The organism is Paracoccus sp. BR5-17 (assembly GCF_055693925.1).
In genome coordinates this window covers 2774113-2799067 of sequence record NZ_JBVFUV010000003.1, presented here as the reverse complement: position 1 = coordinate 2799067, position 24955 = coordinate 2774113, and the positions used below count along the sequence as shown (strand labels likewise).

The 24955-nt window shown below is 68.9% G+C and carries 23 protein-coding genes and 1 tRNA gene; 15 read left to right on the top strand and 9 right to left on the bottom strand.

Annotation, left to right across the window (positions count from 1 at the left end):
* Positions 1-4: 4 nt before the first annotated feature.
* A tRNA-Ser gene (locus ACZ1HC_RS15450) sits at positions 5-94 on the bottom strand.
* A gap of 48 nt (positions 95-142) precedes the next feature.
* On the bottom strand, positions 143-1945 hold the full coding sequence (edd, locus tag ACZ1HC_RS15445) for a phosphogluconate dehydratase (RefSeq protein WP_472700743.1): 1803 nt from the start codon (positions 1943-1945) through the stop codon (positions 143-145).
* 134 nt (positions 1946-2079) lie between these two features.
* On the opposite strand from edd, the gene ACZ1HC_RS15440 reads away from it, so the two are divergent.
* From ACZ1HC_RS15440 to pgi, 5 genes are all read left to right on the top strand, one after another.
* On the top strand, positions 2080-3273 hold the full coding sequence (locus ACZ1HC_RS15440) for an RSP_2647 family RNA methyltransferase (protein ID WP_472700742.1): 1194 nt from the start codon (positions 2080-2082) through the stop codon (positions 3271-3273).
* Positions 3273-3812: an RSP_2648 family PIN domain-containing protein gene (locus ACZ1HC_RS15435; protein WP_472700741.1), complete on the top strand. Its 540-nt coding sequence runs from the start codon at positions 3273-3275 to the stop codon at positions 3810-3812. The genes ACZ1HC_RS15440 and ACZ1HC_RS15435 overlap by 1 nt, the downstream gene beginning before the upstream one ends.
* A gap of 72 nt (positions 3813-3884) precedes the next feature.
* On the top strand, positions 3885-5336 hold the full coding sequence (zwf, locus tag ACZ1HC_RS15430; RefSeq protein WP_472700740.1) for a glucose-6-phosphate dehydrogenase: 1452 nt from the start codon (positions 3885-3887) through the stop codon (positions 5334-5336).
* A 2-nt stretch (positions 5337-5338) separates the two neighbouring features.
* Positions 5339-6010 carry a 6-phosphogluconolactonase gene (pgl, locus tag ACZ1HC_RS15425; protein WP_472700867.1) on the top strand — a complete coding sequence of 224 codons (672 nt, stop codon included), beginning with the start codon at positions 5339-5341 and terminating at the stop codon, positions 6008-6010.
* 17 nt (positions 6011-6027) lie between these two features.
* Complete coding sequence (gene pgi, locus ACZ1HC_RS15420) at positions 6028-7638, top strand: glucose-6-phosphate isomerase (RefSeq protein ID WP_472700739.1); 1611 nt, start codon at positions 6028-6030, stop codon at positions 7636-7638.
* 55 nt (positions 7639-7693) lie between these two features.
* Here the strand turns inward: pgi and ACZ1HC_RS15415 are convergent, their stop codons facing one another.
* On the bottom strand, positions 7694-7888 hold the full coding sequence (locus ACZ1HC_RS15415; protein WP_472700866.1) for a SlyX family protein: 195 nt from the start codon (positions 7886-7888) through the stop codon (positions 7694-7696).
* Positions 7889-7963: 75 nt separating this feature from the next.
* Between ACZ1HC_RS15415 and hisS the strand changes: the two genes are divergently transcribed.
* The 4 genes from hisS (at position 7964) to ACZ1HC_RS15395 (ending at position 11545) form a co-directional block, all read left to right on the top strand.
* Complete coding sequence (gene hisS, locus ACZ1HC_RS15410; RefSeq protein ID WP_472700738.1) at positions 7964-9445, top strand: histidine--tRNA ligase; 1482 nt, start codon at positions 7964-7966, stop codon at positions 9443-9445.
* Positions 9445-10506, top strand: a complete 1062-nt coding sequence (locus ACZ1HC_RS15405; protein ID WP_472700865.1) for an ATP phosphoribosyltransferase regulatory subunit — start codon at positions 9445-9447, stop codon at positions 10504-10506. The genes hisS and ACZ1HC_RS15405 overlap by 1 nt, the downstream gene beginning before the upstream one ends.
* On the top strand, positions 10503-11180 hold the full coding sequence (hisG, locus tag ACZ1HC_RS15400; protein WP_472700737.1) for an ATP phosphoribosyltransferase: 678 nt from the start codon (positions 10503-10505) through the stop codon (positions 11178-11180). The genes ACZ1HC_RS15405 and hisG overlap by 4 nt, the downstream gene beginning before the upstream one ends.
* Positions 11181-11275: 95 nt before the next feature.
* A complete protein-coding gene (locus ACZ1HC_RS15395) occupies positions 11276-11545 on the top strand; it encodes a DUF2171 domain-containing protein (protein WP_472700736.1) in 270 nt (89 codons plus the stop codon).
* 45 nt (positions 11546-11590) lie between these two features.
* Here ACZ1HC_RS15395 and ftsY read toward each other — a convergent pair whose 3' ends face one another.
* Entirely contained in the window at positions 11591-12607 is a 1017-nt protein-coding gene (gene ftsY / locus ACZ1HC_RS15390) for a signal recognition particle-docking protein FtsY (protein ID WP_472700735.1), read from the bottom strand.
* Positions 12608-12745: 138 nt separating this feature from the next.
* Between ftsY and ACZ1HC_RS15385 the strand changes: the two genes are divergently transcribed.
* From ACZ1HC_RS15385 to ispG, 4 genes are all read left to right on the top strand, one after another.
* Positions 12746-14038, top strand: coding sequence for an adenylosuccinate synthase (locus ACZ1HC_RS15385; protein WP_472700734.1), 1293 nt, complete (start codon positions 12746-12748; stop codon positions 14036-14038).
* 72 nt (positions 14039-14110) lie between these two features.
* Positions 14111-14323, top strand: coding sequence for a DUF2842 domain-containing protein (locus ACZ1HC_RS15380; protein ID WP_472700733.1), 213 nt, complete (start codon positions 14111-14113; stop codon positions 14321-14323).
* Positions 14320-14982, top strand: coding sequence for a thiamine diphosphokinase (locus tag ACZ1HC_RS15375; protein ID WP_472700732.1), 663 nt, complete (start codon positions 14320-14322; stop codon positions 14980-14982). Before ACZ1HC_RS15380 ends, ACZ1HC_RS15375 begins: the two co-directional genes overlap by 4 nt.
* An 81-nt stretch (positions 14983-15063) precedes the next feature.
* On the top strand, positions 15064-16194 hold the full coding sequence (gene ispG, locus ACZ1HC_RS15370; RefSeq protein ID WP_472700731.1) for a flavodoxin-dependent (E)-4-hydroxy-3-methylbut-2-enyl-diphosphate synthase: 1131 nt from the start codon (positions 15064-15066) through the stop codon (positions 16192-16194).
* A gap of 75 nt (positions 16195-16269) precedes the next feature.
* On the opposite strand, the gene moaA is transcribed toward ispG, so the two are convergent.
* Positions 16270-17277, bottom strand: coding sequence for a GTP 3',8-cyclase MoaA (gene moaA, locus ACZ1HC_RS15365; protein ID WP_472700730.1), 1008 nt, complete (start codon positions 17275-17277; stop codon positions 16270-16272).
* Positions 17278-17386: 109 nt separating this feature from the next.
* Here moaA and ACZ1HC_RS15360 point away from each other — a divergent pair, with 109 nt between their 5' ends.
* Positions 17387-17890, top strand: a complete 504-nt coding sequence (locus tag ACZ1HC_RS15360) for a hypothetical protein (protein ID WP_472700729.1) — start codon at positions 17387-17389, stop codon at positions 17888-17890.
* On the opposite strand, the gene ACZ1HC_RS15355 is transcribed toward ACZ1HC_RS15360, so the two are convergent.
* Complete coding sequence (locus ACZ1HC_RS15355; protein WP_472700728.1) at positions 17878-18552, bottom strand: DNA alkylation repair protein; 675 nt, start codon at positions 18550-18552, stop codon at positions 17878-17880. The two genes, ACZ1HC_RS15360 and ACZ1HC_RS15355, sit on opposite strands and share 13 nt — an antisense overlap.
* Positions 18553-18672: 120 nt before the next feature.
* On the opposite strand from ACZ1HC_RS15355, the gene aroA reads away from it, so the two are divergent.
* Positions 18673-20004, top strand: a complete 1332-nt coding sequence (gene aroA / locus ACZ1HC_RS15350) for a 3-phosphoshikimate 1-carboxyvinyltransferase (protein ID WP_472700727.1) — start codon at positions 18673-18675, stop codon at positions 20002-20004.
* Here the strand turns inward: aroA and ACZ1HC_RS15345 are convergent.
* The 3 genes from ACZ1HC_RS15345 to ACZ1HC_RS15335 form a co-directional block, all read right to left on the bottom strand.
* On the bottom strand, positions 20001-20381 hold the full coding sequence (locus ACZ1HC_RS15345) for a VOC family protein (RefSeq protein ID WP_472700726.1): 381 nt from the start codon (positions 20379-20381) through the stop codon (positions 20001-20003). The genes aroA and ACZ1HC_RS15345 overlap by 4 nt on opposite strands.
* A 54-nt stretch (positions 20382-20435) precedes the next feature.
* Positions 20436-22331: a propionyl-CoA synthetase gene (locus ACZ1HC_RS15340; RefSeq protein ID WP_472700725.1), complete on the bottom strand. Its 1896-nt coding sequence runs from the start codon at positions 22329-22331 to the stop codon at positions 20436-20438.
* A 234-nt stretch (positions 22332-22565) separates the two neighbouring features.
* Positions 22566-24845 (bottom strand): NADP-dependent malic enzyme, encoded by a 2280-nt coding sequence (locus tag ACZ1HC_RS15335; RefSeq protein WP_472700724.1) that lies wholly within the window; start codon positions 24843-24845, stop codon positions 22566-22568.
* Positions 24846-24955: the final 110 nt, after the last annotated feature.

Below are 24955 nucleotides of genomic sequence, written 5' to 3'. Positions count from 1 at the left end.
CAAGTGGCGGAGCAGGTGGGATTCGAACCCACGGGACCATCGCTGGCCCGGCGGTTTTCAAGACCGCTGCCTTAGACCGCTCGGCCACTGCTCCGTCCGGGAGGGGTTAAACCCTAGGCGGACGAATGCCAAGGTCCCGCGTTCAGACGACCACGCCGGCGCCTTCGGTGGCGGGTCCGGCGACCGCGCGGAAGGCGGCGAAGAGTTCGCGGCCCATGCCCTCGCTGCTGGGGCGGGGATCGTGGACAGCGGCGGGGCGATCCGCGAAGTCGGGGGCGAGGCAGTCGATGCGGCCGGTCCTCGCGTCCAGGCGGACCAGGTCACCGTCGCGCAGACGGGCCAGGGGGCCGCCCACCGAGGCCTCGGGCGAGACGTGGATGGCGGCAGGCACCTTGCCCGAGGCGCCCGACATCCGGCCATCCGTCAGCAGGGCCACGCGCAGGCCGCGGTCCTGAAGCACGGCCAGAACCGGCGTCAGCGAATGCAGTTCCGGCATCCCGTTGGCGCGGGGACCCTGGAAGCGGACCACGACCACCGTATCCTCGGTGAACTCGCCCGCCTTGAACGCGGCCTTGACCTGTTCCTGGTCGTCGAAGACGCGGGCCTTGGCCTCGATGACATGGCGTTCCTCGGCCACGGCGCTGATCTTGATGACGCCCCGGCCCAGGTTGCCGCTGAGCTGCTTCAGGCCGCCGGTCGGGGCGAAGGGGTTGCTTGCGGGGCGCAGGATCCTGTCGTTGAGGGACTGGGCGGCGCCCTTGTCCCAGCGGATTCCGTCCTGGTCCAGCTTGGGTTCGGCGGTATAGCCGTCCAGGCCGGTGCCGTTGATGGTCTTCACGTCGGGGTGCAAAAGCCCTGCCTCGAGCAACTGCCCGATCATGTAGCCGATGCCGCCCGCGGCATGGAAATGGTTCACGTCGGCCAGCCCGTTGGGATAGACCCGCGCCATCAGCGGCACCGATTCCGAGATGTCGTGGAAATCCTGAATGTCGATGAGGATGCCGGCGGCCTTCGCCATGGCCGGGATGTGCATCACCAGATTGGTCGATCCGCCCGTGGCCATCAGGCCGACGATGCCGTTGACGAAGGCCTTCTCGTCCAGAACCTCGCCGGCGGGCAGATAATCGTTGCCCAGCCGGGTGATCGCTGCGGCGCGCTGCACGCCGGCCACCGTAAGGGCTTCGCGCAGGGGCGTGTTGGGGTTCACGAAGCTGGATCCGGGCAGGTGCAGGCCCATGAACTCCATCAGCATCTGGTTGCTGTTCGCGGTCCCGTAGAAGGTGCAGGTGCCGGGGCTGTGATAGGACGCCATCTCGGCCGCCATCAGCGCGTCGCGACCGACCTCGCCCGCGGCGAATTGCTGGCGGACGCGCGATTTTTCGTCGTTGGGCAGGCCCGACGGCATGGGTCCGGCGGGCAGGAACACCGCCGGGATGTGCCCGAAGGTCGCCGCGGCCATCACCAGGCCGGGAACGATCTTGTCGCAGACCCCCAGGTAGATCGCCGAATCGAAGCAGTCGTGGGACAGCGCGACCCCGGCGGCAAGGGCGATCACGTCGCGGGAGAACAGCGACAGCTCCATCCCCGCGCGGCCCTGGGTCACGCCGTCGCACATGGCCGGCACGCCGCCGGCAACCTGCACGGTGGCGCCCGCCGCGTGGCCCGCGCGGCGGATCAGGTCGGGAAAGCGTTCATAGGGCTGATGCGCCGACAGCATGTCGTTATAGGCCGTGACGATGCCGATATTGGGCTTGCGGGACAGGGCCAGGTCGTCCTTGTCGGGCATCGCCGCATAGGCGTGGGCCTGATTGCCGCAGGACAGATGCGCGCGGCGCGGGCCGTCCTCGGCGGCGCGGGCGATCTTTGCCAGATAAGCCTCGCGGCGGGGGCGGGACCGTTCGCGGATCCGGTCTGTGACGCGGTCGATGGTGGCGTGCAAGGTCATGGCAGGCTCCTTCCTGGCAGGAATATAGGTAGTTAGCGTTAACGGTTCAACATCCCTTGCGCCCGCCGGCACAGATCTGCGGCCTTGTGCAGAAGGGGGCGGCGTGCCAGATCCCGGCGCGAAAGGATCACGCCATGACCGAACTGCCCGTCCTGCGCCTGCGCCCGAAATCCAAGCCCCAGGCGATCCGCCACGGCTTTCCCTGGGTCTTCGCGGACGAAGCCGTGCTGGACCGGCGCAGCCGCGCGATCCCCGCGGGCGGCTTTGCGGTGCTGGAGGATGCCGAACGCAGGCCCCTGGGTCTGGTGACGGTCAACCCGGGGTCCAAGATCGTGGCCCGGATGATGGACCCCGACCCGCAGGCCCGGATCGACGGCGAGTGGCTGAAGCTCCGCCTGGCGCGCGCCTTGCAGATGCGCACGCGCCTCTATGACACGCCCTTCTATCGGCTGGTCCACGCTGAATCGGACGGCCTGCCCGGCCTGGTCATCGACCGCTTCGGCGATGCTGCCGTGATCCAGCCGAACGCCGCCTGGGCGGACGGGATGGCGGCGCAGATAGCCGATGCGCTGGTCCAGGTGACGGGCGTCACCACGGTGATCCTGAACGGCCAGGGCCGCGCGCGCGGCCTCGAGGGGCTGGAGGAGCGGATGGAGGTTCTGCGCGGCCAGGCGCCCGGCGCGCCCGTTGCCGTGCCGATGAACGGCGCGATCTATCTGGCGGACCTGATGGGGGGACAGAAGACCGGCCTGTTCTTCGACCAGCGTCCGAACCACGCCTTCGCGCAGCGGCTTTGCGGGGGTTCGACGGTCCTGGACGTGTTCAGCCATGTGGGCGGCTTCGGGCTTGCCGCGCTGGCCGCCGGCGCGACGCGCGCGACCTGCGTCGATGGCAGCGCGGCGGCTCTGGATCTGGCCCGGCAGGGGGCGGGGCGCATGGAGGCGGCGGATCGTCTGGAAACCGTGCAGTCCGACGCGTTCAAGGCCCTGGAGTCGATGGCCGAGGGGGGCCGCCGCTTCGATCTGGTGGTCTGCGATCCGCCAGCCTTCGCCCCCGCCAAGCCCGCGCTCGAGGCGGGGCTGCGCGCCTACGAGCGGGTGGCCCGGCTGGCGGCGCCGCTGGTCGCGCAAGGGGGCTATCTGGTGCTGTGCAGCTGTTCCCATGCCGCCGACCTGACCGCCTTCCGCAATGTCAGCGCGCGCGGCATTGGCCGCGGCGGGCGGCGGGGGGTGCTGATCCATACCGGTCAGGCCGGCCCCGACCACCCCATGCTGCCCCAGCTTGCCGAAACCGGCTATCTCAAGGCCCTGTTCTTCCGGCTGGACTGATGCGCGCGGTCCTGGATGCCAACGTCCTGTTCCCCACCATCCTGCGCGAGATGCTGACTGATGTTGCGGCATCCGGCCTGTTCACGCCGCTGTGGTCGGCGCGGATCCTTGAGGAATGGCGCCATGCGGCGGCCCGGTTGGGCGCCGACCAGGCCGCCATCGCGGGGGCCGAGATCGCGTTGCTTCGGCTTCGCTTTCCGGGGGCCGAAACCGCCGATGACGGCGACCGCGCGATCGATCTGCCCTTTCCCGATCCCGCAGACCGCCACGTGGTCGAGGCTGCCCTGGCGGGCCATGCCGCTGTCGTGGTGACCGCGAACCTGCGCGACTTTCCGCACGGCCTGATGGCGGGGCTGGGCCTGCGGGCCGTCCATCCCGACGCCTTCCTGCTGGACCTGTTCGGCCGCAACCCCGCCGCTGTCCAAGCCGCCGCGACCGCGGCGCGGGACAAGGCGGCGGCGCTGGGCGGCGACATGTCCCTGCCGGCGATGCTGAAGCGGTGCCGCCTGCCCAGGCTCGCCAAGGCGGTAAAAGGTTGATCGACGGTGCTGTTAACGCTAACGAGCGACAGGCCCATTGACAGGCCAATCCGCAACCGCAAGGAGGACGGCATGGTTTCACGCGTCATTCCGGTCGACGATTTCGATCTTGTCATCTTTGGTGCGACCGGCGATCTCGCGCAGCGCAAGATCCTGCCCGGCCTGTACCGGCGCTTCGTCGCCGGCCAGATCCCCGGCACCTCGCGCATCATCGGCGCGGCGCGGTCCGAACAGGACGACACCGGTTTCCGGGCCGAGGCCCGGCGCGCCATCGAGGAGTTCGGCGGCGTTGCCCCCGACGATGCCGAACTGCCGCGGTTCCTGGACCTGCTGGGCTATGTTCCCATCGACGCCACGGGCGAGGGCGGCTGGCAGGACCTGAAGGCCCGGATGCGCCCCGGCGCGGTCCACGCCTTCTATTTCTCGGTCGCGCCGTCGCTGTTCGGGGATATCGCCAGCCGCCTTGCCAGCCACGGCATCGCCGACGAACACAGCCGGATCGTGGTCGAAAAGCCCTTCGGCCGCGATCTGGCCACCGCCCGCGCCCTGAACGCGACCCTGGCGCGGCACTTCCACGAGGAACAGATCTACCGGATCGACCATTATCTGGGCAAGGAAACCGTCCAGAACCTGATGGCCGTCCGCTTTGCCAATATCCTGTTCGAGCCGCTGTGGAACGCGCAATACGTCGATCACGTCCAGATCACCGTGGCCGAAACCGTGGGTGTGGCCGGGCGCGGCAGCTACTACGACAAGTCCGGCGCGATCCGCGACATGGTCCAGAACCACATGATGCAGCTTCTGTGCCTGATCGCGATGGAGCCGCCCTACCACTTCGACCCCAACGCGGTGCGCGACGAAAAGCTGAAGGTGATCCGTGCGCTGCAGCCGGTCGAGCCGGGCGACATCGTGCGCGGGCAGTACCAGGGGGACGGCGCGTCGCCCGGCTATCTTCAGGACGCGGAAAACCCCGCCTCGCGCACCGAAAGCTATGTCGCGATGAAGGTCTGCATCTCCAACTGGCGCTGGCAGGGCACGCCCTTCTACCTGCGCACCGGCAAGAAGCTGCGCGCCCGCACCAGCGAGATCGCCGTCGTCTTCCGCGAGCCGCCCCACTCCATCTTCGACGACAGCGGCGCGCCCAAGGCCAACGAACTGGTCATCCGGCTGCAGCCGAACGAGGGCATGAACCTCAAGGTGATGATCAAGGAGCCGGGCCCCGGCGGGATGCGGCTGGTGCAGGTGCCGCTGGACATGTCCTTCGCCGACGCGCTTGGGACCGACGGCAGCGACATGCCGGACGCCTATGAACGGCTGATCATGGACGTGATCCGCGGCAACCAGACGCTGTTCATGCGCGGCGACGAGGTCGAGGCCGCCTGGGCCTGGACGGACCCGATCATCGCCGCCTGGGAAGACGGCAAGCGGCGGCCCGAACCCTATGACCCGGGATCCTCGGGGCCCGAAGAAGCGTTGCGCCTGCTGCATCGCGACAACCGCCGATGGAGGGAAATCCGCGCATGACGATGGAGTTCATCGAATACCCGGACCGGGAGATGCTGGCGCTGTCGCTGGCCGACCGGATCGCCTCGCAACTGGCCCAGCAACTGCGCACGGGCGACAGGGCCAGTCTTTGCGTTCCGGGCGGCACCTCGCCCACGCTGGTGTTCGAGACGCTGAGCGGGGCGGACATCGACTGGGGCCGGGTGACGGTGTTTCCCGGCGACGAACGCTGGGTCGACGGGGACCACAAGCGGTCCAACGGCCGGATGCTGCGCCGCCATCTGCTGCGCGACCGGGCGGCGGCGGCGACCTATATCGACCTTTATACGGGCGATCCGGTCCCCGACGACGCGGCAGAGGCCCTGGCCGAGGCGATCCGGCCGCATCTGCCGATCACCGTGGTGCTGCTGGGAATGGGCAACGACATGCACACCGCCAGCCTGTTTCCCGGCGCCGACCGCCTGGCCGAGGGGCTGGCCGCGGATGCGCCCCTGGTCCTGCCGATCCGCGCCGAAGGGGCCGAGGAACCGCGCATCACTCTGACCCGCACCGCGCTTGCCGACGCGATGAACCTCCACGTGCTGATCATGGGACCGGAAAAGCGCGAGGCCCTGGAACGGGCGCAGAAGCTGGATCCGACCCAGGCGCCGATCCGCTGCTTTCTGGACATCGCGACCGTTCACTGGGCCGAATAGCCCCGAAGGAGCCCGACATGACCGACATCTGGACCCGTCTGACATCGCACCGTCGGGCGCAAGCCGACATCCGCATCACCGACCTGTTCGACGCCGATTCTGCCCGCGCCCGCAACTTCTGCGCCCAGGCGGACGGGCTGGTGTTCGACTGGTCGAAGACGGCCATCGACGCGACCGCGCGCGATCTGCTGGTCGAACTGGCGCAGGGCGCTGATGTGGCCGGACGGCGCGAGGCGATGTTCACCGGCGCCAGGATCAACGAGACCGAAGATCGCGCCGTGCTGCATACGGCGCTGCGGAACCTGCGCGGCAGCGTGGTCGTGGACGGGCAGGACGTGATGCCCGCCGTGCGCGAGACGCATGACCGCATGGCCGATTTCGCGCGCGACGTCCGCTCGGGGGCGTTCACGGGCCAGGGCGGCAAGATCACCGACGTGGTCAATATCGGCATCGGCGGCTCGGATCTGGGGCCGCGCATGGCGGTGCTGGCGCTGGCGCCCTGGCACGACGGGCCGCGCTGCCATTTCGTCAGCAACGTGGACGGCGCTGACGTCGCCGATACGCTGAAGGGGCTGGATCCGGCGACGACGCTGGTGATCGTCGCCTCCAAGACCTTCACCACCATCGAGACGATGACCAACGCCCGGACCGTCCGCGACTGGATGAACCAGGCCGTCACCGACCCCGCGTCGCAATTCGTGGCCCTGTCCTCGGCCCTGGGCAAGACCGCCGAATTCGGCATCGACCCGTCGCGCGTCTTCGGGTTCGAGGATTGGGTCGGCGGGCGCTATTCCGTCTGGGGGCCGATCGGGCTGTCGCTGATGCTGGCCATCGGCGATCAGCGCTTCGACGATTTCCTGGCCGGCGGCGCGGCGATGGACGCGCATTTCCGCCAGACGCCCCTGGACGGGAACCTGCCGGTGCTGCTGGCGCTGGTGGGCATCTGGCACCATCAGATCTGCGGCTATCCGACCCGCGCGGTCCTGCCCTATGACAACAGGCTGATGCGGTTGCCGGCCTATCTGCAGCAGCTCGAGATGGAATCGAACGGCAAGCGGGTGGCGATGGACGGCAGCGATCTGCGCCTTCCTTCGGGTCCGGTGGTCTGGGGCGAGCCGGGTACCAACGGCCAGCACGCCTTCTACCAGCTGATCCACCAGGGTACGACCCCCGTGCCTTGCGAGTTCATCCTGGCTGCCAGGGGCCACGAGGACGAGCTGGCGCATCATCACGTCCTGCTGGCCGCCAATTGCCTTGCGCAATCCGAGGCGCTGATGCGCGGACGGTCGCTGGAGGAGGCGCACGCCCTGATGCGCGAACGGGGGCTGGAGGGTGCGGAACTGGACCGTCAGGCCCGCCACCGGGTCTTTCCGGGGAACCGACCCTCGACCACGCTGCTGATCGACCGGCTGACGCCCTTCACGCTGGGCCAGATCGTCGCGCTGTATGAACACCGGGTGTTCGTGGAGGGGGTCATCCTGGGCATCAACAGCTTCGACCAGTGGGGGGTCGAGCTGGGCAAGGAACTGGCGCTGAAGGTCGAGCCGCTGCTGAAGGGCGGCGTGGCGCCCGGGCACGACCCCTCGACCCGGCATCTGGCAAGCCTGATCCTGCAGATGCGCGCCTAGGCCGGGGGCTTCGCGCCCCCGGACCCCCGCGGGGTATTTCAGGCAAAGAAGAAGCCTACCAATGCGGCGGGCGCTGATCGGCCAAGGCGATCGAGCCTTCGGCATCGGCCTGCTGTTCGGCGGCATGGCGCATCAGCATCTCGACCCGGCGGGACAGCAGGGCGAGGTCGGCGTCCTGGCGGGCGATGACCTCGTGCAGGTCGTCGGTCACGCGCGTCAGGTGGGCCAGCGCTTCCTCGAGCTGGCGGATCTCGCGCGTCGCTATCCTTGTCCATGTCGACCCCTTCGGTTAAGGCAGCCACGGATTGGCCGGAAAGGCAGGACCATGGCGAAAGACCAGAAAAAACAGCCCCGTCCCCGGGCGGAGACGCCCAAGGGCTTTCGCGACTATTTCGGCGCGGACGTGACAGAACGCAAGGCGATGCTGGACCGGATCGCCGAAATCTATCACCGCCACGGCTTCGATCCGCTGGAGACGAGCGCCGTCGAGACGGTCGAGGCCCTGGGCAAGTTCCTGCCCGACGTGGACCGCCCGAATGCCGGAGTGTTCGCCTGGCAGGAGGAAGCCGTGCCTGGCGGCGGTTCGGGCGACTGGCTGGCCCTGCGATACGACCTGACGGCGCCCCTGGCGCGGGTGGCGGCGCAGTTCAGGAATGACCTGCCGATCCCCTATCGCCGCTATGCCATGGGGCCGGTCTGGCGCAACGAGAAGCCGGGGCCGGGGCGGTTCCGGCAGTTCTATCAGTGCGACGCCGATACGGTGGGGTCGGCCTCGGTCGCCGCCGATGCCGAGATCTGCGCGATGCTGGCGGATGCGCTGGAAGCGGTGGGGATCGCGCGCGGCGACTACATCGTGCGGATCAACAATCGCAAGGTTCTGAACGGCGTCCTTGAGGCGGCCCAGGTGCGCGCCGAGGCGGCCGAGGATGTGCTGCGCCAGATCGACAAGTTCGACAAGGTCGGCCGCGAGGGCGTGCTGGCGCTGCTGACCACGGGCCGCAAGGACGACAGCGGCGCGATGATCGAGGGCGTCGGGCTGTCGGACGCGCAGGCGGCGCCGGTGCTGGCCTTCCTGACCTCGAAAGGGGCGGACAATGCCGCGACGCTGGCGAACCTGCGGGCGGCCGTGGGCGCCTCGGCCATCGGGGCCGAGGGCGTGGACGAACTGGACGAGATCGCCGGGTTGCTGGCGGCGATGGGCATGGACGAGGATCGGGCGGTGATCGACCCCTCGGTGGTGCGGGGGCTTGGCTATTACACGGGCCCGGTCTTCGAGGCCGAGCTGACCTTCGAGATCCTGGACGAGAAGGGCCGCAGGCGGCAGTTCGGGTCGGTCGCGGGGGGCGGGCGCTATGACGGGCTGGTGGAGCGCTTCACGGGCCAGAAGGTGCCGGCCACAGGGGTCAGCATCGGCGTGGACCGGCTGCTGGCCGCGCTGCGGGCCAAGGGGCTGGCCGGCGCGCAGGCGCAAGGCCCGGTGGTGGTGACGGTGATGGACCGCGACCGGATGGCCGATTATCAGGCCATGGCGGCGGAGTTGCGCGCCGCGGGCATTCGGGCCGAGGTCTATCTGGGCAATCCCAGGAACTTCGGCAACCAGTTGAAATATGCCGACAGGCGGGCCGCGCCGGTGGCGATCATCCAGGGCGCGGACGAGGCCGCGCGCGGCGTGGTGCAGGTCAAGGATCTGGTCCTGGGCGCGCGCATCGCCGCCGGGGCCAGCCTGGACGAATGGAAGGCCCAGCCCGCGCAGACCGAAGTGCCGCGCGCCGATCTGGTCGCGGAAGTCAGGCGCATCCTCGGATGATCCCCAAGCGCGACAAGCAGGCCATCGGTCAGCGGTTCCTGCAGGCCTTCCGCGAGGCAGGCGCCATCGAGGTCGCGCCCGACATCCTGCTGCCCGCCGACACGCTGCTGGATCTGTATGGAGAGGATATCCGCGCCCGCGCCTATACCTCGACCGATCCCTTGCGCGGCGAGGTGATGCTGCGGCCGGACTTCACGGTGCCGGTCGTGCAGATGCACATGGCGGGGGGTGCGGAACCCGCGCGCTATTGCTATCTGGGCGAGGTGTTCCGCAAGCAGGATCCGGGCGAGGAGCGGCCCGTCCAGCCGCGCGACAACGAATACCTGCAAGCCGGGTTCGAGGTGTTCGCCCATGATCCCCAGGCCGACGCCGAGGTGTTCGCGCTGTTCCACCGGCTGCTGGCGCCCTATGGGCTGCGGGCGGTGACGGGGGACATGGGGCTGGTGATGGATGGCGTGCGCGCGCTGCCGCTGTCAGAGGCGCGGCGCGATGCGCTGCTGCATCATGTCTGGCGGCCGGGGCGGTTCGGGCGGCTTCTGGAGCGCTTTTCCCGGCCTGCCGAGCCGCGGGTCTTTGCCGAAACCGCGGCGCCCTGGGCCGGGCTGCGGTCCCCGGCCGAGATGCAGGCCCGGATGGCCCGGCTGGTGGCCGACCAGAAGGCGTCGCCGCTGGATCCGGTCTGGCTGTCGCGCCTGAAAAGGCTGCTGTCGATCACGGCGCCCCTGCCGCGGGGGCTCGCCGAACTGGCGGAACTGGGACGGGACTGGCCCGATCTGAACCCGGCCATCCAGCGGGTCCGGGACCGCGCGGCGATGCTGGCGACCCTGGGCATGGACCCCGGGGCGGTGCTGTTCGACGTAAGCCACGGACATCGCACGATGGAATACTACGACGGCTTCACCTTCAGCTTTCTGACCGAAAGCCGCCCGGGCTGGCCCCCCGTCGCGACCGGCGGGCGCTATGACGCGCTGACGGCCGTGCTGGGACGGGGCGGGCGGGCGATCCCCGCGGTGGGCGGCATCATCCGCCCCGGCCTGATCGCCGAACTGGGGGCTGCATGATCCGGCTGGGCGTTCCGTCCAAGGGGCGGCTGATGGAACAGACTTTCGACTGGTTCGCGGCGCGCGGCGTCCGCCTGTCGCGCAGCGGGTCGGACCGGGAATATGCAGGGCGGGTGCAGGGGGCAGAGGGGGTGTCGCTGGTCCTGCTGTCGGCGGCCGAGATCCCGCGCGAGCTTGCGGCGGGCCGGATCGAACTGGGCGTCACCGGCACCGATCTGGTGCGCGAGAAGCTGGCCGGCTGGCGGTCGGATCTGGCCGAGGTGGCGCCGATGGGCTTTGGCCATGCCGACCTGATCCTGGCGGTGCCCGAATGCTGGCGCGACTGCGAGGATCTGGACGACTTCGCCGCGATCGCCCGCGACTTCCGCGCCGCCCACGGCTTCCGGCTGCGCATCGCCACCAAGTATCACCGCCTGGTCCGCGCCTGGCTGGCCGCGCATCAGGTCGCCGACTACCAGCTGGTCGATTCGCAGGGCGCGACCGAAGGGACGGTAGCCAACCGGACGGCCGAGGCCATCGCCGACATCACCTCGTCCGGCGAGACGCTGAGGGCGAACAACCTGAAGGTGCTTTCGGGCGAGCCGATCCTGCGGTCGCAGGCAACGCTGTTCGCGGCGCGCGCCGCAGCGGAACGACCCGAGGTCCAGGGTTTTCTGGCCCGCCTGGCGGGTTAGAAGGCGATCTGCTTTCCGCCGATGGATCGCCTTGCCCCGGCGCGGCGTTGTGCCCTGTTGCCGTATCGGACGGCTGGAAGAAACAGGAGAGCGACATGGTCGATGCAAGCCAGATCAAGGAGCATATGGAGGTCGTCGGCGCCGACGGCGTGCATGTGGGCAAGGTGGACCACATGGACGGCGACCGCATCAAGCTGACCCGCAAGGACGAGTCGCATGGTCAGTCGAGGGACCATCACCACTATCTGCCGCTGGCGAATGTCTCGTCGGTGGACGGCGGCAAGGTCTGGCTGTCGGCCGATGCCGCGAATGCCGAGCAGTTGTTCGAGGAAAAGGACAACTCTCCGATCAAGGACGGCCTGTGATCCTGCGCGGGGCCGGATGGTGACATCCGGCCCGTCAGGGGGATTCTAAAGGCCCACCAGGGCGCGGGCGAAGTCGTTGGCGTCGAAGGCGTCGAGGTCGTCGATCTGTTCGCCCACGCCGATGGCATGGATCGGCAGGCCGAAACGGTCGGCAAGCGCGACCAGCACGCCGCCGCGGGCGGTGCCGTCCAGCTTGGTCATCACCAGGCCCGAGACATCCGCCAGCTTGCGGAAGATCTCGACCTGGTTCAGGGCGTTCTGCCCGGTGGTGGCGTCAAGGACCAGCAGGGTGTTGTGGGGGGCGGTCGGATCCTTCTTGCGGATCACGCGGACGATCTTGGCCAGTTCCTCCATCAGGTCCTGGCGGTTCTGCAACCGGCCCGCGGTGTCGATCAGCAACAGATCCGCGCGCTCGGCCTCGGCGCGCGTCATGGCGTCGAAGGCGAGGCTCGCGGGATCGCTGCCCTGCGCCGCCACCATCACCGGCACGCCGGCCCGCTGGCCCCAGATCTGCAACTGCTCGACCGCGGCGGCCCGGAAGGTGTCGCCGGCCGCGATCATCACCGACTTGCCCGCCGCGCGGAACTGGCTGGCCAGCTTGCCGATGGTGGTGGTCTTGCCCGCGCCGTTGACGCCGACGACCAGCACGACCTGGGGCTTTTTCGGGTACAGCGGCAACGGTCGCGCCACTGGTGTCATGATGCGCGCGATCTCGCCGGCCAGCAGTTCCTTGAGTTCGGTCGAGGACAGGCGGCGGCCCATCCGTCCCTCGGCGATGTTGGCCGTCACCCGCAGGGCCGTGTCTACCCCCAGATCGGCTTGCACCAGCATGTCCTCGAGTTCCTCGAGCATCTCGTCGTCGAGGGCGCGGCGCGGTTCCTCGGGCTTGGGCGAGGCTCCGAACAGGCGACCCACCAGACCGCCCGAGGGGGCAGGGGCGGGCGCGGGGGCGGGCGCGGGCTGCGGGTCGGCGTGGGCCGCCTCCACGATGCCGTCCAGACCCGCGCCGATCCTTGACGAAGACCCTGTCAGCCGTTCGCGCAACTTGGTGAAAAACGACATGCCGCACCTTTCCAGTCCGCCGGTGAACCTAATGGCTGCGGGGGGAAAGGAAAAGGGCGGCAAATCGCTGCTTTCCACCGCCAGAGCCTTGCGCTAGACCCTGCACCGGACATTTTCCGGGCAATGGAAGGACCCTTCATGGCCAATGTGGTAGTTGTCGGCGCGCAATGGGGCGACGAGGGCAAGGGCAAGATCGTCGACTGGCTGTCCGAGCGGGCCGATGTGATCGCCCGCTTCCAGGGCGGCCACAATGCCGGGCACACGCTGGTCATCGGCGGGAAGGTCTTCAAGCTGTCGCTGCTGCCCTCGGGGATCGTGCGGGAAGGCAAGCTGGCGGTGATCGGCAACGGCGTGGTGCTGGACCCCTGGGCGCTGTTTTCCGAGATCGAGAAGCTGTCGGCGCAGGGCGTGGCGATTTCCACCGACAACCTGATGATCGCGGAAAACACGCCGCTGATCCTGCCGCTGCACCAGGATCTGGACAAGCTGCGCGAGGAGGCCGCCGGCAAGGCCAGGATCGGCACCACCGGCCGCGGCATCGGCCCGGCCTATGAAGACAAGGTGGGCCGCCGCACCATCCGCGTGGCCGACCTGGGCGACGAGGAAACGCTGGACGCGCGTCTGGACCGGCTGCTGGCCCATCACGACGCGCTGCGGCAGGGCCTGGGCGCCGAACCCATCGACCGGGCAGAGCTGAAGGCGAAGCTGGTCGAGGTCGCGCCGAAGCTGCTGCCCTATGCCCGGCCGGTGTGGAAGATCATGGCCGATGCCCGCAAGGCCGGAAAGCGCATCCTGTTCGAGGGCGCGCAGGGGTCGCTGCTGGACATCGACTTCGGCACCTATCCCTATGTCACCAGCTCCACCACCATGTCGGGGATGGCGGCGTCGGGCACAGGCATGGGGCCTTCGGCCATCGGCTTCGTGCTGGGGATCGTCAAGGCCTATACCACGCGCGTGGGCGAGGGGCCGTTTCCGACCGAACTGCACGACGCCGACGGCCAGCGCCTGGGCGAGCGGGGGCACGAGTTCGGCACCGTCACCGGGCGCAAGCGCCGCTGCGGCTGGTTCGACGCTGTGCTGGTGCGCCAGACCTGCGCGATCAGCGGCGTGAACGGCATCGCGCTGACCAAGCTGGACGTGCTGGACGGTTTCGAGACCCTGCGGATCTGCGTGGGCTACGAGATCGACGGGGTGACATACGACTATCTGCCCACCGCCGCCGCGTTGCAGGCGAAGGTCACGCCCATCTACGAGGAAATGGAAGGCTGGCAGGACTCGACCCAGGGGGCGCGCAGCTGGGCCGATCTTCCCGCGGCCGCGATCAAGTATGTGCGCCGGGTCGAGGAGCTGATCCAGTGCCCGGTGGCGCTGCTCTCGACCAGCCCGGAACGGGACGATACCATCCTGGTGACGGATCCCTTTGCCGACTGACGGCAAGCCCGGGGGTTTCGCGCCCCGGGGCCCCGTGGGATACTGGACCCGAGATGAACGAGGAGACGCCCGGTGAACCTGAAGACCCGCAAGAGGCTGTCGCTGCTGATCCTGGTCGTCGGTCTGCCGCTTTACATCGTCGCGGCCGTGACGGTGGTCAACTGGATGGACCTGCGCTTCGGCCGCCAGCCGGTCCTGGTCGAGGTCGCGGTCTATGTCGCGCTGGGCATCCTGTGGATCCTGCCCTTCAAGCGGGTCTTTTCCGGCATCGGACGCGGTGAATGATCCCGCCCCTGGTCATCTCGGACCGGGGCGTGACCGTGATCGGGGGCGGGGCGGTTTCGCCCCATGATCTGCAGATCGCGCTGGCGGTGGCGCCGCTGCTGGTCGCGGCGGACGGCGGGGCCGACCGGGCGCTTGCGCTGGGACGGCCGCCCGACTGGGTGATCGGCGACCTGGACAGCATCACGCCGCAGGCGCAGAGGCTGATCCCCTCGCACCGCATCCATCATGTCGCCGAACAGGACAGCACCGACTTTGCCAAATGCCTGACCCGGATCGCCGCGCCCTTCGTGATGGCGGTGGGCTTTTCCGGCCTGCGGCTGGACCACACCCTGGCGGTCCTGACCACGATGGCCAGCACGGCGCGGCCGCTGGTGATCCTGCTGGCGTCCGACGACGTGGTGTTCGTCGCACCGCCCCGCCTGACCCTGCCGCTGATGCCGGGCACGCGGGTATCGCTGTATCCGATGGGTCCTGCGCGCGGCATCAGCACGGGGCTTGAATGGCCCATCGAGGGGATCGAGTTCTCGCCCGCGGCGAGGGTCGGCACGTCGAACATGGCCAAGGGCGTGGTCACCCTGCGCATCGAGGGCAGGATGCTGCTGATGCTGCCGCGCAGCACGCTGGGCACCGTCATGACCGCCCTGCGGCTGCCTGCCTGAGGGCGATCAAAGCGCCGTGCGGCGGTTGCCGCCCTGGCCGCGATGGCTTATCTGCAAGGGGCGAACCCGCGGAGGCCCCCCATGTCGCTGAACCCGATCCGTCCCTGGCGCAACATCGAGCGTCGGAAATCGCGCCAGATCATGGTGGGGAACGTGCCGGTGGGGGGCGATGCGCCGATCAGCGTGCAGACCATGACCAACACCGACGGCCGCGACGTGCGGGCGACGCTGGATCAGGTGATCCGCGCCGCCGATGCCGGGGCCGACATCGTGCGCATCAGCGCCCCCGACCAGGACACGACGCGGGCGCTGCGCGAGATCTGCCGGGAAAGTCCGGTGCCGATCGTTGCCGACATCCATTTCCACTACAAGCGCGCCGTCGAGGCAGCCGAGGCGGGCGCCGCCTGCCTGCGCATCAACCCGGGCAACATCGGCGACGCGGCCCGCGTGCGCGAGGTGATCCGGGCCGCGAAGGATCACGGCTGCTCGATCCGCATCGGCGTCAATGCCGGGTCGCTGGAACGGCACCTGCTTGAGAAATACGGCGAGCCCTGCCCGGATGCGATGGTGGAAAGCGGTCTGGATCACATCAGGATCCTGCAGGACAACGACTTTCACGAGTTCAAGATCAGCGTGAAGGCCAGCGACGTGTTCCTGGCCGCGGCCGCCTATCAGCAACTGGCCGAGGCCACGGACGCGCCCATCCATCTGGGCATCACTGAGGCCGGCGGCTTCGTGGGCGGCACGGTGAAGTCGGCCATCGGCCTGGGCAACCTGCTGTGGATGGGGATCGGCGACACGATCCGCGTCAGCCTGTCGGCCGATCCGGTCGAGGAGGTGAAGGTCGGCTTCGAGATCCTCAAGTCGCTGGGGCTGCGGACGCGGGGGGTGCAGATCATTTCCTGCCCGTCCTGCGCGCGGCAGGGATTCGATGTCATCAGGACGGTGGAAGTCCTGGAAAAGCGGCTGGAGCACATCAAGACGCCGCTTTCGCTGTCGATCATCGGCTGCGTCGTGAACGGCCCGGGCGAGGCGCTGATGACCGATATCGGCTTTACCGGCGGCGGCGCGGGCAGCGGCATGGTCTATCTGGCCGGGCGGCAGAGCCACAAAATGACGAACGAGCAGATGATCGACCACATCGTGCAGCTGGTCGAGGAACGGGCCCGCGCGATCGACGCGGCAGCCGCGGCGCAGGCTGCGGCGGAATGATGCGTCCCGCGGCGGCCGGGGGCGCTTCGCCCCCGGACCCCCCGAGGATATTTGAACACAGAAGATCAGGCCGGCTCAGCCGCCGGTATGGCTCATGTGGCGGGACATCTGGCCGCGGACGGTCTGGCGCGAATAGTCGAAGTCGTGGCCCTTCGGCTTGCGCGCGATGGCGGCGCGGATGGCGTCCCGGACCGCCGCATCATCGGCCGAGGCGCGCAGCGGCCCGCGCAGGTCGGCGCGGTCTTCCTGGCCCAGGCACATGAACAGCTCTCCGGTGCAGGTCAGCCGGACGCGGTTGCAGCTTTCGCAGAAATTATGCGTCAGGGGCGTGATGAAGCCGATCTTCTGGCCGCTTTCCTGCAGGCGCACATAGCGGGCGGGGCCGCCGGTCCGTTCGGCCAGGTCGATCAGGGTGAAGCGTTCGGCCAGGCGCGCGCGCAGATCCGTCAGCGACCAGTACTGGTCCAGCCGGTCCTCGTTGCCCAGATCGCCCATCGGCATGACCTCGATGAAGGTGAGGTCGTGACCCTCGTCGCCGCACCAGCGGACCAGGTCGAAGAGTTCGGCGTCGTTGACGCCCTTCAGGGCGACGGCGTTGATCTTGACGCGCAGCCCGGCGGCCCGGGCGGCGCGGATGCCGTCCAGCACCTGCGGCAGCCGGCCCCAGCGGGTGATCGAGGCGAACTTGCCGGGATCCAGCGTGTCCAGCGACACGTTCACCCGCCGCACCCCGCAATCGGCCAGTTCAGTAGCGAAGCGGGCAAGCTGGCTGCCGTTGGTGGTCAGGGTCAGTTCCTCGAGGCCGTGGCCCAGGTGGCGCGACATGGCGCGGAAGAAGCTCATGATGTTGCGGCGCACCAGCGGCTCGCCCCCGGTGATGCGCAGCTTCTGCACGCCCAGATCGACGAAGGCGCTGCACAGCCGCTCAAGCTCCTCGAGCGTCAGAAGCTCGGCCTTGGGCAGGAACTGCATGTGTTCGGCCATGCAGTAGACGCAGCGGAAATCGCAGCGGTCCGTGACGGATACGCGCAGATAGGTGATCGGCCGCGCGAAGGGGTCAATGAGGGGGGCCGCATGTTGCATGGGATCAATCTAGGCGCGCGGGTGGGCACAGGCAAGGTGTCGGGGTCTGGACGGGGTCGGGCGGCGCGGGCTAGGCTGCCGGCGAACCGGGACAGAAGGGACACCATCCATGCGCATCATCACCGCCATTCCGACGCTGATCCTGACAGGCGCCTTGCTGACGGGCTGCGCGCCCGGCGCGATGATGCCGAACCGCCGGGCAGAAGTTCCCGAAACCCGGATGACCGCCGAGCAGGCCGCGGCCGCCTCCGCCGTCACCCGGGCGCCCGCCCCGCGCCCTGCGGCCCGCGCCACCCCGGCGCAGCTTGACACCACGACGCCCGAACAGCGCGCCGCCGCCGCAAGGCCCGCCGAGACCGCCGAGACGAGGCTGGGCACCACCATCGCATCCCTGGGCAATCCGTCCGAGGGCGGGTTCTGGATCAAGACGCCGCTGGTCCGGGAACGCGGGCTGGGCCGGATCGTCGATCCCAGCACCGGAAGGTCGGCCAAGGTGGACCTGATCCCGCTGGACGGCCCGGCCAGCGGGGGATCGCAGGTATCGCTGCCGGCGCTGCAACTGCTGGGTGTGTCCCTGACCGACCTGCCGACGCTGGAGGTCTATCGGTCCTGAACCAGCCGCAGGACCTCGGCGCGGGCGAAGGGCTTCAGCCGCGGCCCGTGATCGGCCAGGAAGGCGCTGACGCGGGGCGCGTCGCGTTTCGAAAGATCGCGCAGCCAGCCGGCGATGGCCGTCTGGATGAACCCGTCGCGGTCGTCCGCCAAGGTGGCAGCCCAGGTCAGGACGCGCTCGCGGATGGCCAGATCGGCGGGCTTCGGGTTGTTCATCTTGGCCCAGGGCAGGGTGCCCGTCAGGGCGGCGCGGCGGGTCCAGGGGTTCGGATGATCCAGCCAGGCTTCCACCTGGTCCAGCCGCGCGGGATCGGCCACCAGCCGCTTCTGCGCGGCAATCGCCGTCTGGTCGGCGATGGCCCAGCCGTCCAGATCCGGCACCCAGCCGGCGATCAGCGTCCAGACGGCGTCATCGGGCCGGATGCGGGCCTGGATCAGCAGCCTGGCCGCGGCGATGCGGGCCTCGTGGATGTCGCTGTCCCATAGCGTTCGGGCAAGGGCCACGCGTCCCTCGATGTCCCGGGCGGCGCGCCATCCGGCCACGAGTTCGTCGAGCACCGGATGGGCCACCCCAAGATAGACCCGCGGCGCCTTGTGACGGGCCTGCATCCCTTCGGCCCTTTCGGGATCGGCCAGGGCCTTCAGCGCATCCAGTTCAGTCATGGAACCCTCGGTCTTGGCTTCTGGGCCGGCTTCTAGGAGGCCCCGTCCGCGCGCGCAAGAACGGGCTGGCCCGGCAGGGATCGTGGCGCTAGAACGGCGGCGCAATCAACAGGTATGCCCATGTCCCATTCCCCTGAGCCCCGTCCGATGACTGCCCGCCGCAGCGGCCCGCTGCGCGGTCTGGCCCGGGTGCCGGGGGACAAGTCGATCAGCCATCGCGCGCTGATCCTGGGCGCGCTGTCGGTGGGCGAGACGCGGATCACGGGGCTGCTGGAGGGCCAGGACGTGCTGGATACCGCCAAGGCCATGGCGGCCTTCGGCGCGCAGGTCGAACGCCTGGGTCCGGGCGAATGGTCGGTCCACGGGGTCGGCATCGGCGGGTTTTCCGAACCCGAAACCGTGATCGACTGCGGCAATTCGGGGACCGGGGTAAGGCTCATCATGGGGGCGATGGCCACCACGCCGATCACCGCGACCTTCACCGGCGATGCCAGCCTGTCGCGTCGCCCGATGGCGCGGGTGACCGATCCGCTGGCGCTGTTCGGCGCGCAGGTCACGGCGCGCGAAGGCGGGCGGCTGCCCATCACGATCCAGGGCGCCGCCGATCCGCTGCCCCTGCGCTATCGCACCCCGGTGGCAAGCGCGCAGATCAAGTCGGCGGTCCTGCTGGCGGGTCTCAACGTCCCCGGCGAGACGGTGGTGATCGAGGGCGAGGCGACGCGCGACCATTCCGAACGGATGCTGGCGGGATTTGGCGCCCGGATCCGGGCCGAGACGACTGCGGAAGGCCATGTCATCACCCTGCAGGGCCGCCCCGAACTGCGCGCCCAGCCCGTCGCCGTTCCGCGCGACCCGTCAAGCGCGGCCTTCCCAGTCGCCGCGGCGCTGATCGTGCCGGGGTCCGAGATCCGGGTGCCCGGCGTCAGCCGCAACCCCACCCGCGACGGGCTTTACGTGACGCTGCTGGAGATGGGCGCCGACATCGCCTTCGAGAACCCGCGCGAAGAAGGCGGAGAGCCGGTCGCCGACCTGGTGGTTCGCCACGGGCCGCTGACCGGGGTGACGGTGCCGCCCGAACGCGCCGCCAGCATGATCGACGAATTTCCCATCCTGTCGGTGGTCGCGGCCTTCGCCGAGGGCAGGACGGTCATGAACGGGGTCGCGGAACTGCGGGTGAAGGAAAGCGACCGCATCGACGCGATGGCGCGGGGGCTGCAGGCCAATGGCGTGAAGGTCGAGGAGACGCATGACAGCATGACCGTCCACGGCCGGGGCTCGGTTCCCGGAGGCGGCACGGCGATCACGCATCTGGACCACCGCATCGCCATGTCCTTTCTGGTGCTGGGCTTGGCCGCCGACGCGCCGGTGTCGGTCGATGACGGATCGCCCATCGCCACGTCCTTCCCGTCCTTCGTGACGCTGATGCGCGATCTGGGCGCCGATCTGGGCTAGCCGCCGCGTTCGTCGAACTTGGCCTCGATGTTGTTGCCGTCGGGGTCCAGCAGGTAGGCCGCATAGTAGCCCGGGTGGTAGTCGCGCAGCCCTGGCGGGCCGTTGTCCCTGCCGCCGGCCGCCAGCCCTGCGGCGTGGAACGCCTGGACTTCGGCGCGCGAACCGGCGCTGAAGGCCAGGTGGATCCGGCTGGGCGGGTTGCCGCCATCGACCTGGTCCAGGTAGAAGCCGCCCATCTGGATCCAGTCGCGCCCGCTCTCGACCTCATCCGCCCATCCAAGGGCGTCGAACAGCGCAAGGTAGAACTGTCTTGCCTTGTCGAAATCGGCCGTCCGCAGATGGACGTGATCGAAGACGGATCGGGCTTTTTCGGTCATGGGCGCCTCCGCGACCGAAACGCAAAGGCGCCCGCTTTGTTCACCGAATCTTTGTTAGCCGGCCTGCTGCGGATAGCCCACGCTGCGCAGGACGGTGGCGATCTCGTCAAGGATCGCGGGATCGTCGATGGTGGCGGGGGTGTTGAAGGGCGTGCCCTCGGCGATCTTGACCATCGTCCCCCGCAGGATCTTGCCCGACCGGGTCTTGGGCAGGCGGTCCACCACGCAGGCGGTCTTGAAGGCGGCGACCGGGCCGATCTGGTCGCGGACCATGCCGACAACCTCCTTCACGATCTGCTCATCGGGGGTGTTGATGCCTTTCTTGAGGCACAGGAACCCGACCGGCAATTGCCCCTTCAGGCTGTCCGCCACGCCGATCACCGCGCATTCCGCGACGGCGGGATGGCCCGACAGCACCTCCTCCATCGCGCCGGTGGACAGGCGGTGGCCGGCCACGTTGATGACGTCGTCGGTGCGGGCCATGATGTAGAGGTATCCGTCATCGTCGATGTAGCCCGCGTCGCCGGTTTCGTAATAGCCGGGGAAATGGGACAGGTAGGCCTTGCGGAACCGGTCCTCGGCGTTCCACAGGGTCGGCAGCGTGCCCGGCGGCAAGGGCAGCTTGATCGCGACCGCGCCCAGGGTGCCCGCCGGAAGCGGGTGGCCCCCTTCATCCAGGATCTGCACGTCATAGCCCGGCAGCACCACCGACGGGCTGCCGTGCTTGACCGGAAGAAGCTCGATCCCGACCGGGTTGGACACGATCGGCCAGCCGGTTTCGGTCTGCCACCAGTGGTCGATCACCGGCACGCCCAGCTTCTGTTCGGCCCACCGCACGGTATCGGGATCGGCCCGCTCGCCCGCCAGGAAAAGCGTCTTGAAGTGGCGCAGGTTGTAGTCGCCGATCAGCTTCCCCTCCGGATCCTCGCGGCGGATGGCGCGGATCGCGGTGGGGGCGCTGAAGAGGCCCTTGACGCGGTGGTTCTGGATCACGCGCCAATAGGCGGCGGCGTCGGGCGTGCCGACCGGCTTGCCCTCGAAGACGATCGTCGTGGCGCCCACGGTCAGGGGGCCATAGCAGATATAGCTGTGCCCGACGACCCAGCCGACATCGGATGCGGCCCAGAAGACGTCGCCCGCGTCGGTGTCATAGACGTTCTTCATCGACCAGGCCAGCGCCACCAGATGCCCGCCGGTGTGGCGCACCACCCCCTTGGGCTGGCCCGTCGTGCCCGAGGTATAGAGCACATAGGCAGGATGGTTGCCCTCGACCGGGACGCAGTCGGCGGGTTCGACGCCATACTGGAAGCTGTGCCAGGCCACGTCGCGGCCCGGGATCAGCTGCGCGACCTCCTGTTCGCGCTGGAAGATCACGCAGAAGTCGGGCTTGTGGGTCGCCTCCTCGATGGCGCGGTCCAGAAGCGGCTTGTAGGGGACGATGCGCCCCGGCTCCAGCCCGCAGGAGGCGGCGATGATCGCCTTGGGGGTGGCGTCGTTGATGCGGACGGCCAGTTCATGCGCGGCGAAGCCGCCGAACACGACGGAATGGATGGCGCCAAGGCGCGCGCAGGCCAGCATCGCCTCGATCGCCTCGGGGACCATCGGCATGTAGATGATGACCCGGTCGCCCTTCTGGATGCCCTTGGCGCGCAGCGCCCCGGCCAGGCTGGCAACCCGGTCGCGCAGTTCGCGATAGGTGATGCCGCGGCTGGACCGGGTGATGGGGCTGTCATGGATGACGGCAAGCTGATCGCCGCGCCCGGCTTCCACATGGCGGTCAACCGCGTTCCAGCAGGCGTTCAGCATCCCGTCCGCGAACCATTCGCCGGCCGGCCCCTGGTCGAAGAAGGCCCGGCTTGGCGGGCGGTCCCAGTCGATCTTGCGGGCGGCCTCCATCCAGAACCCTTCAGGGTCGGCCTGCCACGCCGCGTAGGTGTCGCGATACGACATGATCTTGTCTCCCTCACTCTGGCGCCCGTGTTAAGCCGCGCCAAGGGTGCCGCGCAACGATGTTAGCGGAACAGGTGACGCAGGGGCGGCAAATTATGCCCGTCCGGCCGCGAGAGCTTTGCAAAGACTGCCGCAGGTTCGCAAGGTGTCAAACGCCTTTTGCAAAGACGCCGCCCCGGCGCGGCGCCTGCCGGGACACGAGGCGAATCATCCGGCCAATCATCGGGCGCGGGATCAGCCGTAATGGGCGACCGGGGTGCCGGCCAGCACGCTCATGTTCAGCAGGCCCCTGGTGGTGATCGAGGGGGTCACGATATGGGCGCGGTTGCCCATGCCCATCAGGATCGGCCCCACCTCAAGACCGTTGGCCCGCATCTTGAGGGCGTTGCGCACCCCCGATGCCGCGTCGGTCCCCGCGAAGATCAGGACGTTGGCCACCCCTTCCAGCCGCGATCCCGGAAAGATGCGTTCCCGCAGTTCCGGGCTGAGCGCCGAGTCCACGTGCATTTCCCCGTCATACATGAAGTCGGGGTTTCTCGCGTCCAGCAGCGCCAGGGCCTCGCGCATCTTGCGGCCCGTATAGGTGTCGAGGTTGCCGAACTGCGAATGGCAGCACAGCGCGATCTTGGGCGTCAGGCCGAAGCGGCGGACGTGGCGCGCCGCGCCCATCACGGTTTCCATCACCTGATGCGGGGTCGGATCCTCGTGGCACTGGGTGTCGGCGACGAACAGGGGGCCGTCCTCCAGGATGATCATCGACAGCGCGCCCACCGGGGCCAGGCCGTCGCGGGCCAGGATCTCGCGGACATAGCGCAGATGCCAGGAATACTGCCCGAACGTGCCGCAGATCAGGCTGTCAGCCTCGGCCCGGTGGACCATGACGGCGGCGATGGCGGTGGTGTTGGTGCGCATGATGGCGCGGGCGATGTCGGGGCTGACCCCGCGCCGGGCCATCAGCTGGTGATAGGTTTCCCAATAATCGCGATAGCGCGGGTCGTTTTCGGGGTTCACGATCTCGAAGTCGCGTTCCGGGCGGATCGGCAGGCCCGCGCGTTCGGCGCGCATGGCGATGACCTCGGGGCGGCCGATCAGGATCGGCACGTCGGTGGTTTCCTCCAGCATGGCGTTGGCGGCGCGCAGCACCCGTTCGTCCTCGCCCTCGGCGAAGGCGATGCGGCGGGTGGCGGTCGCGGCGGCCTCGAACACCGGACGCATGATGAGGGCGGACCGGAACACCGAACTGTCCAGCTTGCGCTTGTAGGCCTCCAGATCCTCCAGCGGGCGGGTGGCCACGCCGGTTTCCATCGCCGCGCGGGCGACCGCGGAACTGACGATGCCCACCAGCCGCGGGTCGAAGGGCTTGGGGATCAGGTATTCGGGCCCGAAGGTAAGCGTCTCGCCGCGATAGGCGGCGGCGGCCTCGGCCGCGGTGGTGGCGCGGGCCAGGGCGGCGATGGCCTCGATGCAGGCAAGCTCCATCTCGGGGTTGATGGTGGTCGCGCCCACGTCAAGCGCGCCCCGGAAGATGAAGGGGAAGCACAGGACGTTGTTCACCTGGTTCGGGAAATCGCTGCGGCCCGTGGCGATGATCGCGTCCGGGGCGACGGCGCGGGCCTCGTCGGGCAGGATTTCCGGGGTGGGATTGGCCAGGGCGAAGATGATCGGGCGGCGGGCCATCCGCGCCACCATCTCGGGCTTCAGGACGCCGGGGCCCGACAGGCCCAGGAACAGGTCGGCGTCGTCGATCACCTCGGCCAGGCTGCGGGCGGCGGTGTCCTGGGCGAAGGCCGCCTTCTGAACCGTCATGTCCTCGACCCGGCCCTTGTACACGAGGCCCTGGATGTCGCAGAGCCAGACGTTCTCGCGCCGGACGCCCAGCTTCAGCAGCATGTTCAGGCAGGCGATGCCCGCCGCCCCGCCGCCGGTCGAGACGACCTTGATGTCCTCGAACCGCTTGCCGGCGACGTGCAGCGCGTTGGTTGCCGCCGCGCCCACCACGATGGCGGTGCCGTGCTGGTCGTCGTGAAAGACCGGGATCTTCATGCGCTCGCGGCACAGCTTCTCGACGATGAAGCAGTCCGGGGCCTTGATGTCCTCGAGGTTGACCGCGCCGAAGGTCGGTTCCAGCGCACAGACGATGTCGGCCAGCCTTTCGGGGTCGGATTCGTTCACCTCGATGTCGAAGCAGTCGATGTTGGCGAATTTCTTGAACAGGACGGCCTTGCCCTCCATCACCGGCTTGGCCGCGGCGGCACCGATGTTGCCAAGGCCCAGGACGGCCGTGCCGTTGGACACCACGGCGACCAGGTTGGCGCGCGCCGTATAGCGGCTGGCTGCGGCGGGGTCGGTCTTGATCTCCAGGCAGGCCTCGGCCACGCCGGGGGAATAGGCGCGGCTGAGGTCGCGGCCGTTGGCCAGGGGCTTGGTGGCCCGGATCTCCAGCTTACCCGGACGCGGGAACTCGTGATAATCCAGCGCCTCCTGCCGGGCGGTATCCTGCCGTCGTTCTTCCATCGCGACCCCCTGCGTTCCAGATTGGTTGAGCGTTAAACCATTTTCCACGCCCCGAACAGAAGCCTTCGTCTTGCGTTGGTGCAAGGGCTGGGCGAAACTGCCACGATCAT